Below are 16,921 nucleotides of genomic sequence, written 5' to 3' on the forward strand. Positions count from 1 at the left end.
GGACCTTGTCCCTGTGAGAGTAGGACGTCGCCAAGCAACTAAAAACACAAGTCTTTTGACTTGTGTTTTTTTGTGTTTTCAAACAGTATGCAAAAAGAAGTAATGGTAATACAAACACGTTGCCCAAGGATGAATCATATTATATAAGAAATCGATGTATATTTTTCTGTAAATTGTTAAGGAATAGAAGTATAAAATATGTCCATTTAAATTAAATAGGGAGGGAAAGATATGAAATCACAAAACGAAGTTTGTATTGTTTGTGAGACAGAAAGAAAAGAAGGGATATATGTTTATAATAATTTAATATGTTATGAATGTGAAAAGGACATGGTGAATACGGAAACAAATGATCCGAAGTATATATATTATTTAAAACAGCTTCGGAAATTAGAAGTATCATATTTTTAAATAGGCATATGCCTATTATTTTTTTTGTTCTGTATAATAGAGAAAGAATGAAATAATAAGGAAGAGATATAGATGAATCAAAATCGCATACCTTTATATGAAGCATTAATAGAGTTTAAAGAAAGAAGGCCGTTATCCTTTCATGTCCCAGGTCATAAAAATGGTTTAAACTTCCCTCAGGAGGCGGTAGGAGAGTTTAAAGATATACTATCTATCGATGTAACTGAGTTGTCAGGATTAGATGATTTACATAGTCCGTTTGAATGTATAGATGAGGCACAACAATTATTAGCTGATGTATATGGAGTGAACAAAAGTTATTTTTTAATTAATGGCTCAACAGTCGGGAATCTAGCAATGATTTTGTCTTGTTGTGGGGAACATGATATTGTTCTTGTACAAAGAAATTGTCATAAATCCATTATTAATGGTTTAAAGTTAGCGGGAGCAAATCCTATTTTTTTAGATCCATGGATTGATGAGGCTTATAACGTACCAGTGGGAATTCATGATGAAATTATTAAGGAAGCAATTGAAAAGTATCCGAATGCGAAAGCACTCATTTTAACGCATCCTAATTATTATGGTATGGGTATGGATTTAGAGGCAAGCATCGCTTATGCACATGCACATAAAATTCCTGTGTTAGTAGATGAAGCGCATGGAGCTCATTTTTGTTTAGGCGGGGCATTTCCAAAGTCAGCGTTAGCATATGGTGCAGACATTGTAGTTCATTCTGCGCATAAAACATTACCCGCAATGACGATGGGATCCTATTTACATATAAATAGCCGCTTAGTGAAAGAAGAAAAAGTTTCTACTTATTTAAGTATGCTACAATCTAGTAGTCCATCGTATCCAATTATGGCTTCCCTTGATATTGCACGCTTTACGATAGCGCGTATAAAAGAAAAGGGACATGATGAAATTGTCGAGTTTTTACAGGAATTTAAAGAAGAATTGTCTTCTATCCCACAATTAGCTATTTTACAATATCCATTACAAGACGAGCTAAAAGTTACCATACAGACGCGTTGTCAGTTATCAGGATACGAATTACAGTCTGTATTAGAAAAGGTTGGTATATATACCGAAATGGCAGATCCATATAATGCCTTATTTATTTTGCCTTTGCAAGTAGATAAGAAGTATATGAAGGCTATAGAGATGATCCGGGCGGCATTGCAACCTTATGAGGTGAAAGACAAGACGGAATCTATTCGTTATACTTATAAAGGAGAAATTTCTCCCCTGCCGTATACATATAAACAACTGGAAGGATATGAAACAAAAGTAGTATCTGTAGAAGAAGCAGTTGGGATGATAGCGGCGGAAATGGTAATTCCATATCCACCTGGTATTCCATTGATTATGTATGGAGAAAGAATTACTTCAGAACATAAAGAGCAAATTATGCATTTAGAGAGAGCAGGCGCTCGTTTTCAAGGTAGCACGAAATATATGAAAGTGTATGATATAGAAAGTAGGTTTTAGGATGAAGGGATTATTTGTAACAATTGAGGGGCCAGAAGGTTCGGGTAAAACAACGTTAATTCAAGGTTTATTGCCATACTTTGAACAAAAGGAACAAAAGGTAATGGCGACGAGAGAACCAGGTGGTATTGCAATTTCTGAGGAGATTAGAACGATTTTACATAAGCAAGAATATACGATGATGGAAGCACGTACAGAGGCACTTCTATATGCCGCTGCACGTAGACAACATTTAGTGGAAAAAGTTATGCCGGCACTTGATGAGGATTACCTTGTATTATGTGATCGTTTTATAGATAGCTCTTTAGCGTATCAAGGCTATGCAAGAGGGTTAGGTATGGATAAAGTATTTGAAATCAATCGTTTCGCAACGGAAGACTGCATGCCTAGTTTAACAATTTACCTAGACATTGAACCCGAGGTTGGTTTAGCTCGAATTGCAAAAGATGCAGGACGTGAAGTGAATCGGTTAGATATGGAAGATATCACTTTCCATAAACGTGTGCGTGAAGGGTATTTACAAGTTGTAGAACGTTTCTCGGATCGTATTGTATTAGTAAATGCTGATCAACCAATGGAAAAACTTATAGAAGAAGTTATTCAAGTTATAGAAGATAAATTGTTATAATAGAAGGAAAGAATGAAATAAGTGAGGTATGCATTATGACGAAGACGTGGGAGCAGCTTTCTGCTATACAACCCATCGGTGTAAAAATGTTGATGAATAGCATCGCAAAAGAGCGTATATCCCACGCTTACTTATTAGAGGGAGGGAAAGGGACAGGAAAGTTTGCGACAGCAATTCAAATGGCAAAGAGTTTCCTCTGTTCTCAGCGGAATGGGGTAGAACCTTGTCATGTATGTACAAATTGTAAGCGAATTGATTCAGGTAACCACCCAAACTTACATATTGTAAAGCCAGACGGATTGTCTATTAAGAAGCAGCAAATTCATGATTTACAAGAAGAGTTTTCAAAAACAGGATTAGAAGCAAATAAAAAAGTATATGTTATTGAGCACGCAGACCGTATGACAGCAAATGCGGCGAATACACTGTTGAAATTTTTAGAAGAACCAAGTAGTGATACAACAGCTATTTTACTTACTGAACAAAGTCATCAAATTTTAAATACGATTTTATCTCGTTGTCAAGTTGTTACATTTAGACCGTTACCTACGGAATCTTTAATTAGAAGATTACAGGATGAAGGTGTTACGACATCTTTATCGACACTTGCTGCACAACTCACAAATAGTTTTGATGAAGCTTTAGCTTTATGTAGTGATGAATGGTTTGCACAAGCACGAGCTTTAGTGATAAAATTATGTGAAGCGCTCGAAAAAGATAAAGCCTCTATTTTTTTTGTACAAGAAAAATGGGGAAAACACTTTGGAGAGAAGGAACAATTACAGCAAGGTTTAGATATGTTACTCCTTATTTATAAGGATTTATTATATGTTCAACTTGGAGAAGAAGATCGTCTTGTTTTTCATGAGCAGAAAGAGATGTTTGAATCTTTCTCCTACGCTCAGAAGCGCATTGTATCAGCTCTCTTTAATATATTAGAGGCAAAAAATAGAATCAACGCTAATGTAAATGCGCAGCTTGTGTTCGAACAGTTAGTGTTGCGGTTGCAGGAGGGATGACCGTTTTGTATGATGTAGTAGGTGTTCGCTTTAAGAAGGCCGGAAAGGTGTATTACTTTGATCCGAATCAGTTCGATATCTCTGAAAATGAGTTTGTAATTGTAGAAACGGTAAGAGGTATTGAATACGGAAAAGTAGTTATTACCAAAAAGCAAGTTGATGAAAACGACGTTGTATTACCACTAAAAAAGGTTATTCGCATTGCAAATGAAAACGATCGTACCATTGTTGAAGAGAACAAACATGCTGCAAAAGAAGCATATCAAGTTTGTCAGCAAAAGGTAGTAGAACATAATCTTGATATGAAACTTGTAGATGTAGAGTATACGTTCGATCGCAATAAAATTATTTTCTACTTTACTGCGGATGGTCGGATTGATTTTCGCGAACTAGTGAAGGACTTAGCAGCAATTTTTAGGACAAGAATTGAACTAAGACAAATCGGTGTTCGTGATGAAGCGAAAATGCTTGGTGGTATTGGTCCATGTGGTCGTATGCTTTGTTGTTCTACTTTTTTAGGGGATTTTGAACCTGTATCCATTAAGATGGCAAAGGATCAAAATTTATCATTAAATCCTGCAAAAATCTCTGGTTTATGTGGTCGCTTAATGTGTTGCTTAAAATATGAGAACGATGAATATGAGGCAGCAAAGGAACAACTTCCTGATTTAGATCAACGTATACAAACCCCGCATGGTACTGGCCGTGTTATCGGATTAAATATTTTAGAAAGATTAATTCAAGTGGAACTAGTAGACAAGGAACGGATAGTAGAATATACGTTAGATGAGTTAGTGAATAAAGGGGTCGTTTCGAGTCAAACCACAGATTAATGAGGTGGGTGCTTGTGGAGAAAAAAGATATTTTTGCATCGGTTTCTAGTATGGAAGAGCAAATTGGACATTTATACAAACAGTTGGGAGAATTAAAACAACATCTTGCAGAGTTACTGGAAGAAAACCAACATATAAAAATGGAAAATGAAAATTTGCGACACCGCTTTGAAGAAGTACAGATTAAAGAAAAACAAAAAACTCAAAAACGTAAAGAAGTGAAGCCGAAGACAGATATTGGTGAAGGCTACGATAATTTAGCAAGACTATATCAAGAAGGTTTTCATATTTGTAATCTGCATTATGGAAGTGTACGTAAAGAGGGAGATTGTTTATTCTGCCTGTCATTTTTAAATAAAAAGTGAAATTACCTTTCCAATAATAATTGGAAAGGTAATTTTTTATACATGAGAGTAGAATCGAATATGTTTTTTATTAGTAGAAGATGAAATAGGGTAGGTTAAGTGTAAGAAAAGGAGCAACATATGAATTTATATGAAGATGAACGTTTAGATTACTTATTAGCACAAGATTTGAAGATTATACAAAGCCCATCAGTATTTAATTTCTCGTTAGATGCTGTTTTACTTGCAGACTTTGCTTGGGTGCCAATTCAAAAAGGTAATTTACTTGATTTGTGTACAGGTAATGCAGTTGTGCCCCTGCTATTAAGTACAAGGACGAAAGGGAATATTACTGGTGTAGAAATTCAAGAACGCTTATATGATATGGGAATAAGAAGTGTCCAATACAATAAGTTGGAAGAAAGAATTCACTTAATACACGGGGATTTGAAAGATATGCCGGAGAAACTTGGGCGTCATCAATATGATGTTGTCACATGTAATCCGCCTTATTTCCAAACACCTGCAACTTCTGAAAAAAATATGAATGAACATTTAGCGATAGCTCGTCATGAAATTATGTGTACACTAGAGGATGTTGTATCTGCAAGTAGTCAGCTAGTAAAGCAAGGCGGGAAAGTAGCATTTGTACATCGTCCAGGTCGTTTATTAGATATTGTTACATTAATGCGTAAATACAAAATTGAACCGAAGCGTGTACGATTTGTTTATCCTAAGGCAGGGAAAGAAGCGAATACATTGTTAATTGAAGGAATTAAGGACGGAAACGCAGATTTGAAAATATTGCCACCCCTTTTTGTATATGAAGAAAATAATGAATATACAAAGGAGATTCGCTCGATTTTATATGGAGAAGAATAAGCATTGTTTTTATGTAGTGGAGTGCTCTGATGGAAGTTACTATGCTGGATATACAAATCATATAGAGAAGCGGATTGAGACCCATAATAGCGGAAAAGGGGCTAAGTATACGCGTGCTAGACTTCCTGTTGCTTTAAAATATGTAGAATTTCATGAAGATAAGCGTACAGCTATGCAAGCAGAGTATTATTTTAAGCAATTAAATAGAAAACAAAAAGAAGAATATATGCAAAAAGGAGAACGCTATGTGGCAACAAAAAAGCTTTCAACAAAGTGAAAAGGGAGTTTTATATTTAGTACCAACTCCTATTGGAAATTTAGAAGATATGACATTTCGTGCAATCCGAATTTTAAAAGAAGCGGATTTAATTGCTGCTGAAGATACGAGACAAACGAAAAAACTTTGTAATTATTTTGAAATTGAAACGCCTGTTATGAGTTACCACGAGCATAATAAAGAAGTAAGTGGAAAGAAAATATTAGAGAAGTTAGATGAAGGAAAGACTGTAGCACTTGTTAGTGACGCTGGTATGCCGTGTATTTCCGATCCAGGCTATGATATTGTTGTCGAGGCAGTAGCTGAGCAATATCATGTAATCCCGCTTCCTGGGGCAAATGCAGCCCTTACAGCATTAATTGCATCAGGACTTGAAACAAAACAGTTTTATTTCTATGGGTTTTTACAAAGAAATAAAAAAGAAAGAAAAATGGAGTTAGAGAAGCTTCGTTACATACAAACTACAATGATGTTTTATGAAGCGCCTCACCGCCTGGATGATACTTTAATCTCGATGCAAGAAGTATTGGGAAATAGAGAAATCGTATTATGCCGAGAGTTAACGAAAAAATTTGAGGAATTTATTCGAGGAACAGTTGAAGAAGCAATTGAGTGGACGAAACAAAATGAAGTTCGTGGTGAGTTTTGTATTTTAGTAGCTGGTTCAAAGGAAGAACCTGCTCCAGAAGAAAAATGGTGGGAATCTATTTCAGTATATAATCATATTGAACATTATATAAATGAAAAAGGTATGAATTCAAAAGAGGCGATAAAAACAGTCGCTAAAGATCGAGATTTGTCGAAACGCGATGTATATCAAATCTATCATGTCGATAAAAAATAAGCTTCTCATAATTGAGAAGCTTATTTTGCTGTTTCGATATAATTTTGAAGCTCGTTTAAGATTTGCTCAGCGCCTTCTTTGCTTAAGATAATTTTACCTTCAGCTAAAGATAGGTTACCATCAGATACTTCACCAGTTACTTGGCAAGTCATGTTTGGCTTATATTTTTTTAAGATGATTTTCTCGTCATCAACATAGATTTCAAGAGCATCCTTTTCTGCAATACCTAAAGTACGGCGTAATTCGATCGGAATTACTACACGACCTAATTCATCAACTTTACGAACGATACCAGTAGATTTCATAATTCTTTTCCTCCTAAAGAAATAGTTTATAAGTTTCGAGTCTATTTTTAGATTCGTCATTTTTCGACAAAATACCCTATGGACATATGATACCAATCATTTACATTTCCGTCAATTCTTTAATTCTATATTTTTTAAAAAGATTTATAGATTTCTTACTTCTTATATATAATAGAATTTGAGTAATTTCTACTATTATTTCACTTTATTTTCGGAAAAATCAAGAAATTATAGGTAATGACTGTATATTTTCTTGAAATATGAGTAATAGATGATAAATATAAAAATATGAACTTGTTTTTATCCTGCATTAACGAGTAGTAAGATTCTAAATTTTAAATTCGGCTGGGCCAAAAAGAAGTTAAGTGGAAGTCGGATTGCTCGTAAAAGTCCGATTGGTGTGGGTTGATAATCTGTGGGAATGAACAAGACCCTCACAGATTAAAGTTTCACTTTATATATAAGTTTTTGATATACTATTTATAAATACATATGAGGTTATCCGGGAGGTCCAAAACAATGACAAAGGAAAACAAATCCTTTTATATTACTACCCCAATTTATTATCCAAGTGGAAAATTACACATTGGACATGCTTATACAACAGTAGCAGGAGATGCGATGGCACGATATAAGCGTATGCAAGGATATAATGTTCATTATTTAACAGGAACTGATGAGCATGGACAGAAGATCCAAAAGAAAGCAGAAGAATTAAATGTTACACCACAAGCATATGTGGATAACATCGTTGCAGGAATTAAAGAACTTTGGGAGAAGATGGATATCTCCTATGATGACTTTATCCGTACAACGGAAGATCGTCATAAAGATGTTGTCGAAAAAATCTTCAAGCAACTAGTAGATCAAGGTGATATTTATCTTGATGAATATGAAGGTTGGTATTCTGTACAAGATGAGACATTCTATACAGAGCATCAATTAGTAGATCCAATTATGGAAGGTGACAAAGTAGTTGGGGGAAAAAGTCCAGACAGTGGTCATGATGTAGAACTTGTTCGTGAAGAATCATATTTCTTTAGAATGGGTAAATATGTTGACAGACTATTAAAGTTCTATGAAGAGAATCCACATTTCATTCAGCCAGAGTCTCGTAAGAATGAAATGATTAATAACTTTATTAAACCAGGATTGGAAGATTTAGCAGTTTCCCGTACTTCATTTGACTGGGGAGTTCGTGTTCCAGGTAATCCGAAACACGTTATTTACGTATGGGTTGACGCATTATCTAACTACATTACAGCATTAGGTTATGGAACAGAAAATGAAGAGATGTATAAGAAGTTCTGGCCAGCAGATGTGCATTTAGTTGGAAAAGAAATCGTTCGTTTCCATACGATTTATTGGCCAATCATTTTAATGGCATTAGATTTACCTCTTCCGAAAAAAGTCTTTGCTCACGGTTGGATTTTAATGAAGGATGGAAAGATGAGTAAGTCAAAAGGAAATGTAGTAGATCCAGTTACATTAATTGATCGTTACGGATTAGATGCATTACGTTATTACTTACTTCGTGAAGTTCCATTTGGATCTGATGGCGTATTCACACCAGAAGGATTTGTGGAGCGTATTAATTTCGATTTAGCAAATGACTTAGGTAACTTATTAAATCGTACAGTAGCTATGATTGATAAGTACTTTAACGGAGAAATCCCTGCATTTAAAGAAAATGTAACGGAATTTGATGAAACGTTAGTAACATTTGCGAAAGATACATTGAAAAAAGTTGAAGAAGCAATGGAGAATATGGAATTCTCTGTAGCTCTAAGCTCAATTTGGCAATTGGTTAGCCGTACGAATAAATACATTGACGAAACACAACCGTGGGTATTAGCGAAAGATGAGAATGATCGTGAAAAGTTAGCCTCTGTAATGGCTCACTTAGCAGAAGTACTTCGTCAAACAGGTATTATGCTTATGCCATTCTTAACAGTAGCACCAAGCAAGATGTTTGCTCAGCTTGGCCTGACTGATGAAGCACATACATCTTGGGGAAGCCTATCTACAATCGGCTGTATTCCAGCTGGAACAAAAGTAGAAAAAGGACAACCAATTTTCCCTCGTTTAGAAATGGACGTGGAAGTGGCGTACATTAAAGAACAAATGAAAGCCTCTGCTCCTAAAGTAGAAGAGAAAAAAGAAGAAGAACCGAAGGCAGAAGAAATTACAATTGATGATTTCTTTAAAGTAGAATTGCGTGTAGCTGAAGTTCTATCTGCGGAACCTGTGAAAAAAGCAGACAAGTTGTTAAAAATTCAACTAGACTTAGGTACAGAAAAGCGTCAAGTTGTTTCTGGAATTGCAAAATTCTATTCGCCAGAAGACCTAAAAGGTAAAAAGGTTATTTGTGTAACAAATTTAAAACCTGTAAAATTACGCGGTGAATTATCGCAAGGTATGATTTTAGCGGGTGAAGAGAATGGCGTATTGTCATTAGCATCTATTGACCAAAATCTACCGAATGGTACAAAAATTAAGTAATTAAGACAAGAAAAGAGATGTTTCACGTGTAACATGTGTGAAGCGTCTTTTTTCTTTTTACACTCTCAATTTTTGCATTAAGATTGTAGTATTGTTATCGTTAAGTTATAAAAGAGCTTATTTGCGTAGAATAAATTTGATTTCAATATAAAAGGAGTTATGTATTATGTTGTTTGATACACATTCACATTTGAATGCAGAGCAATTTGAAGAAGACTTACAAGAAGTTATTGCCCGAATGAAAGAAGCGGGGGTTACTTATACAGTTGTTGTTGGTTTTGATGAAGTAACGATAAAAAAGGCGATTGAATTAGCTGAAGCCTATGATTTTATTTATGCCGCGGTTGGATGGCATCCAGTTGATGCAATCGACATGACAGAAGAGCATTTAGCTTGGTTAGAAGAACTTGCTTCTCATCCTAAAGTCGTTGCACTTGGAGAAATGGGCTTAGATTATCACTGGGATAAGTCTCCAAAAGAAATACAGAAAGAAGTATTCCGTAAACAAATTGCATTAGCGAAAAAAGTAAAATTACCGATTATTATACATAACCGCGATGCAACTCAAGATATTGTTGATATTCTAGAAGAAGAGAATGCAGCTGAAGTAGGGGGTATTATGCATTGCTTTAGCGGTAGCGTAGAGGTAGCAGAGCGATGTGTTGATATGAACTTTTTAATTTCGTTAGGTGGACCAGTTACATTTAAAAACGCTAAGAAACCGAAAGAAGTTGCTACGGAGATTCCATTAGAGAAATTATTAATAGAGACGGATTGTCCGTATTTAACACCGCATCCATTTCGCGGGAAACGAAATGAACCAAGTTATGTAAAACTCGTAGCAGAAGAAATTGCGAACTTAAAAGGAATTTCTTATGAAGAGGTAGCGGAAGTAACAACTAAGAATGCAAAAGCTTTATTTGGTGTCGAATAAAAAGAATGGGGGAGCCCATTCTTTTTATTTTTTGAGAAACAGAATAGTAGAAGTGGTAGAGAAAACGAGGGTGAATGAGTAAGTGTTACAATAAGGAGAGAGAACAAAGTTTTGGACATTCTATTTTTTAAAATGTAACAATGGGGAAAATAATAATGGAAAAGTCGTCATTTTTTTGTTTTACTAAGTAGAGACGAAACGAGTGTGGAGGCAAGCATGAAAATTAAAGAGATTATCGTTGTAGAAGGTAAAGATGATACAGTCGCGATTAAGCGTGCTGTTGATGCGGATACAATTGAAACGAACGGTTCAGCAATCGGTGATCATGTTATTGAACAAGTTAAATTAGCGCTGCAAAAACGAGGCGTTATTATTTTCACAGATCCGGATTATCCTGGAGAGCGTATTCGAAAAATTATTTCTGATAAGGTGCCTGGATGTAAACATGCTTTTTTACCGAAGGAAGAAGCACTTGCTAAGAGGAAAAAAGGTGTCGGGATTGAACATGCTTCTGATGAATCAATTCGCCGTGCTTTAGACAATATACATGAAGAAATGGAAGCTTACACAAGTGAAATCAGTTGGAGCGATTTAGTCGATGCAGGTTTAGTGGGCGGAGAAATGGCAAAGAGTCGCAGAGAAAGAATGGGTAAGCTATTAAAGATTGGTTATACAAACGCAAAACAGTTACATAAACGTTTACAAATGTTTCAAGTTTCAAAAGAATCATTTGCAGAAGCTTATAAGCAAGTCATACAGGAGGAAAGAAAATGAAGGATATCGCAACGCCAAATCGTACGAAAGATATTGTTGAAAAGTATGGATTTTCATTCAAAAAAAGTTTAGGACAAAATTTTTTAATTGATACGAATGTATTAAATCGTATCGTTGATCACGCTGAAATTGGTTCAGAAAGTGGTGCAATTGAAATTGGACCAGGTATCGGTGCATTAACAGAACAATTAGCGAAGCGTGCTAAAAAAGTAGTGGCTTTTGAAATTGATCAAAGGTTATTACCGATTTTAGATGAGACGTTAGCTCCATATGGCAACGTTACTGTTATCAATAAAGATGTACTAAAGGCAGATGTACATGAGGTGTTTAGTGAGCAATTTGAAGAAGGGCAAGATGTAATGGTAGTAGCTAACTTACCATACTATATTACGACGCCAATTTTATTTAAATTGCTGGAAGAGAAATTACCGGTTCGTGGATTCGTTGTTATGATGCAAAAAGAAGTTGGGGATCGTTTAGCGGCTAAGCCTGGAACGAAAGAGTATGGCTCTTTATCCATTGCTATTCAGTATTATACAGAGGTAGAAACAGTTATGACTGTACCGCGTACAGTGTTTGTGCCACAACCGAATGTTGATTCTGCAATTATTCGCCTCCTAAAGCGTCCTAAACCAGTGGTAGAAGTAACAGATGAGACATTCTTCTTTGAAGTAGTACGAGCAAGTTTTGCACAGCGTCGTAAAACTTTAATGAATAATTTATCAAATAATTTAAATGGTTTCCCGAAAGATAAAGAGCTGTTGGATCGGATTCTAACAGAAGTAGGAATTGATCCAAAACGAAGAGGCGAAACGCTATCTATCGAAGAGTTTGCGACATTAAGTAATGCATTAGTTCTTCATAAGTTATCATAAGGGTACAAAAGGGACAGTTCAATTTGAACTGTCCCTTTTGTCACCTTTCTCCTCCTAAATTCATACTTTAAAAACAGGTAAGATGGCCTAACGAGTTTGGAGGTAGGAGAATGGCTTTACATGTTGGAGAATTAGTGGAACGATATTCTCATAATAGGGATATCCTTTTTCGTATTATAGAAATAAAAGGCGAGATAGCTATATTGTTTGGAGAGGAAATTAGATTAGTGGCAGATGCGCCACTTGAAGATTTAATTAGTATAGATCAACGAGAACATAAAAAGAGAGCGAAGCGTGAGAAAGAAACAATGGAGCGGACGTATCGTTTGTTTCAACAAGATTACGTATTAATGAAACAAAGGCATGAACACACTTCAACTGGTGGATATACAAGTGAAGTGAATTATTTTCAAATGCCAGGGCGTGTCTTGCATATAGATGGAGACCCGTTATATTTGCGCAAGTGCCTAGATTTATATAATAAAATTGGTGTTCCTGTACAAGGTATTCATTGTAAAGAAACAGAGATGCATGAAAAGGTAGTAGATTTAATAGATCATTTTCGTCCGGACATTTTAGTTATTACAGGGCACGATGCGTATACAAAATCAAAAGGCGTAAAGGGAGATTTAGCAGCCTATAGGCATTCAAGGCATTTTGTACAGGCTGTTCGAGAAGTGAGAAAAAAATATCCATCATTGGATCAACTCGTTATTTTTGCTGGGGCATGTCAATCACACTTTGAAGCATTAATTCGAGCAGGTGCTAATTTTGCTAGTTCCCCATCTAGAATTAATATTCACGCACTAGATCCTGTATATGTGGTTGGCAAAATTAGTTTTACGTCATTTATGGAAAGGGTTAATGTATGGGATGTTGTACGTAATACCATTACTGGTGAAAAGGGGCTTGGCGGGATTGAGACGAGGGGGATTTTACGAACTGGATTACCTTTTCAACATTATGAAGAATAAGCAAGGTACATATGTATCTTGCTTTTTTATTTGGAGAGGATTTAAATCAGTTTGGATAAAAAGAGACAAGAACGCACAGACTACATAATGATACTTTTACAATATAGTATTTCTTCTATCTATTCGAACGCATGATGCTTTTATAATGATATTGTCTGTGAGTTGCGGTTAATAATTGGGATAGATATATCGTGTTTTAAGTGTTCAATCTAAATTACAGCGAGGTGTAACGAAGTATATGTCAAAACGTTTAGATGAAATTAAAAGCGAATTAGATCACCATCTTGGACAGAGACTGATGTTAAAGGCGAACAGTGGGAGAAGAAAAACTGTAGAACAATCGGGTGTACTTGCAGAAACGTACCGTTCTGTTTTTGTTGTACAACTGGATCAACAAGAAGATGCGTTACAACGTGTATCGTATAGTTATGCGGATGTTTTAACAGAGACAGTAGAGTTAACATTTTATGGTGAACCTCATAATGAAGTGATTTTATAATTCATGTATCGTTACATATATTCCCACAAATGAAAAGCTATATTATTTTGCATACTAATGATACCGTAGCAAAATAAGGAGGGACTCTGCATTGAGTAGACGAAGAGGTGTCATGTCGAATCAATTTAAAGAAGAGCTTGCAAAAGAGTTGGGCTTTTATGATGTTGTTCAGAAAGAAGGATGGGGCGGAATTCGTGCGAAAGATGCTGGTAACATGGTGAAACGTGCTATAGAAATTGCAGAACAGCAATTAATGAAACAAAACCAGTAGTTGTAAGATACTTTCTATGCTACGGTAGCCGAGGAGTGATTCCTCGGCTTTTTGTACTATAAAAGGTGCCATCATTTTACATAAGTAGTTTCATTCTGAATGCTTTTCGTTATAATTAGGGAAGTGTCATCGTCTTACTATAAATTTATGGTAAAATAAACGATAAAAGATTGAGTACATAGAGTGGGTGAATAGATTGAAGCTACTAGTGAAAGCACCAGCAAAGATTAATCTGTCGTTAGATGTACTGGGAAAAAGACAAGACGGATATCATGAAGTGAAAATGATTATGACAACAATTGATTTAGCGGATCGTTTAGAACTAATGGAATTAGCAGAAGACCGTATTGAAATTTTATCCCATAATCGGTATGTCCCAGACGACCAAAGAAATCTGGCTTATCAAGCAGCGAAATTATTAAAAGAGAAGTTTAATGTGAAAAAAGGTGTATCTATTACTATTGAAAAAACGATTCCAGTAGCAGCTGGATTAGCGGGTGGAAGTAGTGATGCAGCAGCGACATTACGTGGTCTTAATAAATTATGGAATTTAGGGCTTACAATTGATCAGTTAGCAGAGCTTGGCGCAGAAATTGGGTCAGACGTATCGTTTTGCGTATATGGTGGGACAGCAATTGCCACTGGAAGAGGGGAGCAGATTGAGCACATAAAAACTCCACCTTCTTGTTGGGTTATTTTAGCAAAACCCCATATTGGTGTATCTACTGCTGATGTGTATGGAAATTTAAAGTTAAATCGAGTTACACATCCAAATGTAGATAAAATGGTGGATGTCATAAATGCTGGAGACTACAAAGGGATTTGTGATACTGTCGGTAACGTTTTAGAAGATGTAACGTTTGCGATGCATCCTGAAGTTGCACGTATTAAGGCACAGATGAAGCGATTTGGAGCAGATGCCGTATTAATGAGTGGTAGTGGTCCAACTGTATTCGGTCTTGTGCACCATGATTCGCGAATGCATCGTATATATAACGGATTAAAAGGATTTTGTGAACAAGTATACGCAGTACGTTTATTAGGAGAGCGAGAAACGCTTGAATAAAGACGTATAATACGTTATGATTTGTTTAGAATATTCGTGATTTGAGGTGAGAGTATGAAAATTAGACGAAGTACAAGATTGGTCGATATGACTTATTACTTGTTACAAAACCCTCGTCAGCTAGTTTCTCTCACTTTTTTTGCTGAAAGGTATCAATCAGCTAAGTCTTCTATTAGTGAAGATTTAGTTATTATTAAGCAAACGTTTGAACAACAAGGGGTCGGCACATTGCAAACGATACCAGGAGCAGCAGGAGGAGTGAAATATATACCATATATAAGTGAAGAAGAGGCAGATCTAATTATTGGTGAGCTGTGTACCTTATTTGAAAATCCAGATCGTATTTTGCCTGGTGGTTACTTATATATGACAGATCTTTTAAGTAATCCTCGTCATATTAATGGCGCAGGTCGTTTGTTTGCTTCTGTTTTTGCTAGGCAACCAATTGATGCAGTTATGACGGTGGCAACGAAGGGGATCCCACTTGCATATGCAGTGGCGAACTACTTAGATGTACCGGTAGTGATTGCAAGAAAAGATAATAAGGTAACAGAAGGCCCCACTGTTAGTATTAACTATGTATCAGGTTCTTCTAAGCGAATTCAAACAATGACGTTAGCGAAGCGTAGCCTTCCAGAAGGATCCAATGTTTTAATTATTGATGACTTCATGAAAGCTGGCGGAACCATTCAAGGTATGATGAGTATGTTAGAAGAGTTTAAAGCTAATGTTGTTGGTATTGGTGTATTAGTAGAGTCTACGGATATTGAAGAAAGACTAATTAATAATTTTGTATCATTAATTCGTCTATCGGAAGTTGATGTGAAAGAAAAAGCGATTCAAGTGGAAAAGGGAAATTATTCACTGGCACCATTTGATGAAGGGCTTGTAGAGGCTGAGTAAAAAGGTAAAGCAAATAGCTTTATCTTTTTTTATTCTATTTATAAGTTATAAAATAGATGGACAAACTGCTTTTCGTGCACTATTTTTAAAGAGTAAAAATAAATAATAAAAGGGTGAAAAGTATGAAAGTTGTTCAAACAAACAATGCACCACAAGCGATTGGACCATATTCACAAGGGATTATTGTAAATAATATGTTTTACAGTTCAGGACAAATTCCGTTGACTGCAAGTGGAGAGCTTGTAGCAGGAGACGTAACAGTACAAACAGAGCAAGTATTTCAAAATTTACAAGCAGTATTAGAAGAAGCAGGTGCTTCATTTGATACGGTAGTAAAAACAACAGTATTCTTAAAAGACATGGATGATTTTAATGCTGTTAATGAAGTATATGGATCTTATTTCTCTGCTCATAAGCCAGCTCGTTCTTGCGTACAAGTAGCAAAATTACCGAAAGATGTTTCAGTTGAAATTGAAGTAATTGCCCTAGTTAAGTAATTCTTTGTAAGCGATAACCTCCACTAATCTCTATATTCAATTACACTAAAAATTTTTATCTTAAAAATTTTTAAAAAATTAAAGGGAAAATAGAAATTTTGTGGAATTTATACAAATATATCGCTTATTTAGAAAAGGGTGGTGAACACAAGATGGAAGTGACTGACGTAAGATTACGCCGCGTAAACACAGAAGGCCGCATGAGAGCAATTGCCTCTATTACTCTAGACCATGAATTTGTTGTTCATGATATTCGTGTAATTGATGGTAATAATGGATTATTTGTAGCAATGCCAAGTAAACGTACTCCAGATGGAGAATTCCGTGACATTGCACATCCAATTAATTCTGGTACACGCTCTAAAATTCAAGATGCGGTTTTAACAGAGTATCATCGTTTAGGCGAGTTAGAAGAGGTTGAGTTTGAAGAAGCGGGCGCTTCGTAAAATTCGAATGAAAAGGGCTTTTTAAAGGAAGCCCTATAATTTTGCAACAAACTCCTGTAAGCATTTACAGGGGTTTGTTTTTTGTGTTTATACATATATCTCGTTTAGAAAATTCCGAATTAAATAAAATAAAGAGGGGAACT

The 16,921-nt window shown here is 35.6% G+C and carries 21 protein-coding genes; 20 read left to right on the forward strand and 1 reads right to left on the reverse strand.

All coding sequences use genetic code 11. From position 1 onward, the window contains the following. Positions 1 to 231: 231 nt before the first annotated feature. The 9 genes from BAQ46_RS25645 (at position 232) to rsmI (ending at position 6,732) form a co-directional block, all read left to right on the forward strand. Positions 232 to 411, forward strand: a complete 180-nt coding sequence (locus BAQ46_RS25645) for a sigma factor G inhibitor Gin (RefSeq protein WP_000842028.1) — start codon at positions 232 to 234, stop codon at positions 409 to 411. 72 nt (positions 412 to 483) lie between these two features. Further along, entirely contained in the window at positions 484 to 1,905 is a 1,422-nt protein-coding gene (locus BAQ46_RS25650) for an aminotransferase class I/II-fold pyridoxal phosphate-dependent enzyme (protein ID WP_061131935.1), read from the forward strand. Position 1,906: 1 nt separating this feature from the next. After that, positions 1,907 to 2,533 (forward strand): dTMP kinase, encoded by a 627-nt coding sequence (tmk, locus tag BAQ46_RS25655; RefSeq protein ID WP_000677231.1) that lies wholly within the window; start codon positions 1,907 to 1,909, stop codon positions 2,531 to 2,533. Positions 2,534 to 2,568: 35 nt separating this feature from the next. Continuing rightward, a complete protein-coding gene (gene holB / locus BAQ46_RS25660) occupies positions 2,569 to 3,552 on the forward strand; it encodes a DNA polymerase III subunit delta' (RefSeq protein ID WP_000169574.1) in 984 nt (327 codons plus the stop codon). Between the two features lie 5 nt (positions 3,553 to 3,557). Then, on the forward strand, positions 3,558 to 4,385 hold the full coding sequence (locus tag BAQ46_RS25665; RefSeq protein ID WP_000272429.1) for a PSP1 domain-containing protein: 828 nt from the start codon (positions 3,558 to 3,560) through the stop codon (positions 4,383 to 4,385). 14 nt (positions 4,386 to 4,399) lie between these two features. Further along, positions 4,400 to 4,750: a DNA replication initiation control protein YabA gene (gene yabA, locus BAQ46_RS25670; RefSeq protein WP_000412056.1), complete on the forward strand. Its 351-nt coding sequence runs from the start codon at positions 4,400 to 4,402 to the stop codon at positions 4,748 to 4,750. A 120-nt stretch (positions 4,751 to 4,870) separates the two neighbouring features. Continuing rightward, entirely contained in the window at positions 4,871 to 5,611 is a 741-nt protein-coding gene (locus tag BAQ46_RS25675; protein ID WP_001055351.1) for a tRNA1(Val) (adenine(37)-N6)-methyltransferase, read from the forward strand. Further along, positions 5,598 to 5,888, forward strand: a complete 291-nt coding sequence (locus tag BAQ46_RS25680; RefSeq protein ID WP_000414340.1) for a GIY-YIG nuclease family protein — start codon at positions 5,598 to 5,600, stop codon at positions 5,886 to 5,888. Before BAQ46_RS25675 ends, BAQ46_RS25680 begins: the two co-directional genes overlap by 14 nt. Next, positions 5,857 to 6,732, forward strand: a complete 876-nt coding sequence (gene rsmI, locus BAQ46_RS25685) for a 16S rRNA (cytidine(1402)-2'-O)-methyltransferase (protein WP_061131936.1) — start codon at positions 5,857 to 5,859, stop codon at positions 6,730 to 6,732. The genes BAQ46_RS25680 and rsmI overlap by 32 nt, the downstream gene beginning before the upstream one ends. Before the next feature lie 20 nt (positions 6,733 to 6,752). On the opposite strand, the gene abrB is transcribed toward rsmI, so the two are convergent. Continuing rightward, positions 6,753 to 7,037, reverse strand: a complete 285-nt coding sequence (gene abrB / locus BAQ46_RS25690; RefSeq protein ID WP_061131937.1) for a transition state genes transcriptional regulator AbrB — start codon at positions 7,035 to 7,037, stop codon at positions 6,753 to 6,755. Positions 7,038 to 7,556: 519 nt separating this feature from the next. On the opposite strand from abrB, the gene metG reads away from it, so the two are divergent. From metG to spoVG, 11 genes are all read left to right on the forward strand, one after another. Beyond that, positions 7,557 to 9,539: a methionine--tRNA ligase gene (gene metG / locus BAQ46_RS25695; RefSeq protein ID WP_061131938.1), complete on the forward strand. Its 1,983-nt coding sequence runs from the start codon at positions 7,557 to 7,559 to the stop codon at positions 9,537 to 9,539. 166 nt (positions 9,540 to 9,705) lie between these two features. Continuing rightward, positions 9,706 to 10,473, forward strand: coding sequence for a TatD family hydrolase (locus tag BAQ46_RS25700; RefSeq protein ID WP_000895831.1), 768 nt, complete (start codon positions 9,706 to 9,708; stop codon positions 10,471 to 10,473). Positions 10,474 to 10,689: 216 nt separating this feature from the next. Then, complete coding sequence (rnmV, locus tag BAQ46_RS25705; RefSeq protein ID WP_071743055.1) at positions 10,690 to 11,247, forward strand: ribonuclease M5; 558 nt, start codon at positions 10,690 to 10,692, stop codon at positions 11,245 to 11,247. After that, positions 11,244 to 12,122, forward strand: a complete 879-nt coding sequence (gene rsmA, locus BAQ46_RS25710; protein ID WP_000651552.1) for a 16S rRNA (adenine(1518)-N(6)/adenine(1519)-N(6))-dimethyltransferase RsmA — start codon at positions 11,244 to 11,246, stop codon at positions 12,120 to 12,122. The genes rnmV and rsmA overlap by 4 nt, the downstream gene beginning before the upstream one ends. Positions 12,123 to 12,232: 110 nt before the next feature. Then, complete coding sequence (gene yabG / locus BAQ46_RS25715) at positions 12,233 to 13,096, forward strand: sporulation peptidase YabG (protein ID WP_001173738.1); 864 nt, start codon at positions 12,233 to 12,235, stop codon at positions 13,094 to 13,096. A gap of 238 nt (positions 13,097 to 13,334) precedes the next feature. Continuing rightward, complete coding sequence (gene veg, locus BAQ46_RS25720) at positions 13,335 to 13,595, forward strand: biofilm formation stimulator Veg (RefSeq protein WP_000044349.1); 261 nt, start codon at positions 13,335 to 13,337, stop codon at positions 13,593 to 13,595. Between the two features lie 91 nt (positions 13,596 to 13,686). After that, positions 13,687 to 13,866 carry an acid-soluble spore protein SspF gene (sspF, locus tag BAQ46_RS25725; protein WP_001985066.1) on the forward strand — a complete coding sequence of 60 codons (180 nt, stop codon included), beginning with the start codon at positions 13,687 to 13,689 and terminating at the stop codon, positions 13,864 to 13,866. Positions 13,867 to 14,062: 196 nt separating this feature from the next. After that, positions 14,063 to 14,932, forward strand: a complete 870-nt coding sequence (gene ispE, locus BAQ46_RS25730; protein ID WP_000772094.1) for a 4-(cytidine 5'-diphospho)-2-C-methyl-D-erythritol kinase — start codon at positions 14,063 to 14,065, stop codon at positions 14,930 to 14,932. A gap of 54 nt (positions 14,933 to 14,986) precedes the next feature. Continuing rightward, the gene (purR, locus tag BAQ46_RS25735; protein WP_061131940.1) at positions 14,987 to 15,835 is read left to right on the forward strand and encodes a pur operon repressor; all 849 of its coding nucleotides are present in this window, start codon (positions 14,987 to 14,989) and stop codon (positions 15,833 to 15,835) included. 122 nt (positions 15,836 to 15,957) lie between these two features. Beyond that, positions 15,958 to 16,332 carry a RidA family protein gene (locus tag BAQ46_RS25740; RefSeq protein WP_000869808.1) on the forward strand — a complete coding sequence of 125 codons (375 nt, stop codon included), beginning with the start codon at positions 15,958 to 15,960 and terminating at the stop codon, positions 16,330 to 16,332. A gap of 152 nt (positions 16,333 to 16,484) precedes the next feature. Further along, complete coding sequence (spoVG, locus tag BAQ46_RS25745) at positions 16,485 to 16,778, forward strand: septation regulator SpoVG (protein WP_000454041.1); 294 nt, start codon at positions 16,485 to 16,487, stop codon at positions 16,776 to 16,778. Positions 16,779 to 16,921: the final 143 nt, after the last annotated feature.

This window comes from Bacillus paranthracis (assembly GCF_001883995.1).
Lineage (GTDB): Bacteria > Bacillota > Bacilli > Bacillales > Bacillaceae_G > Bacillus_A > Bacillus_A paranthracis.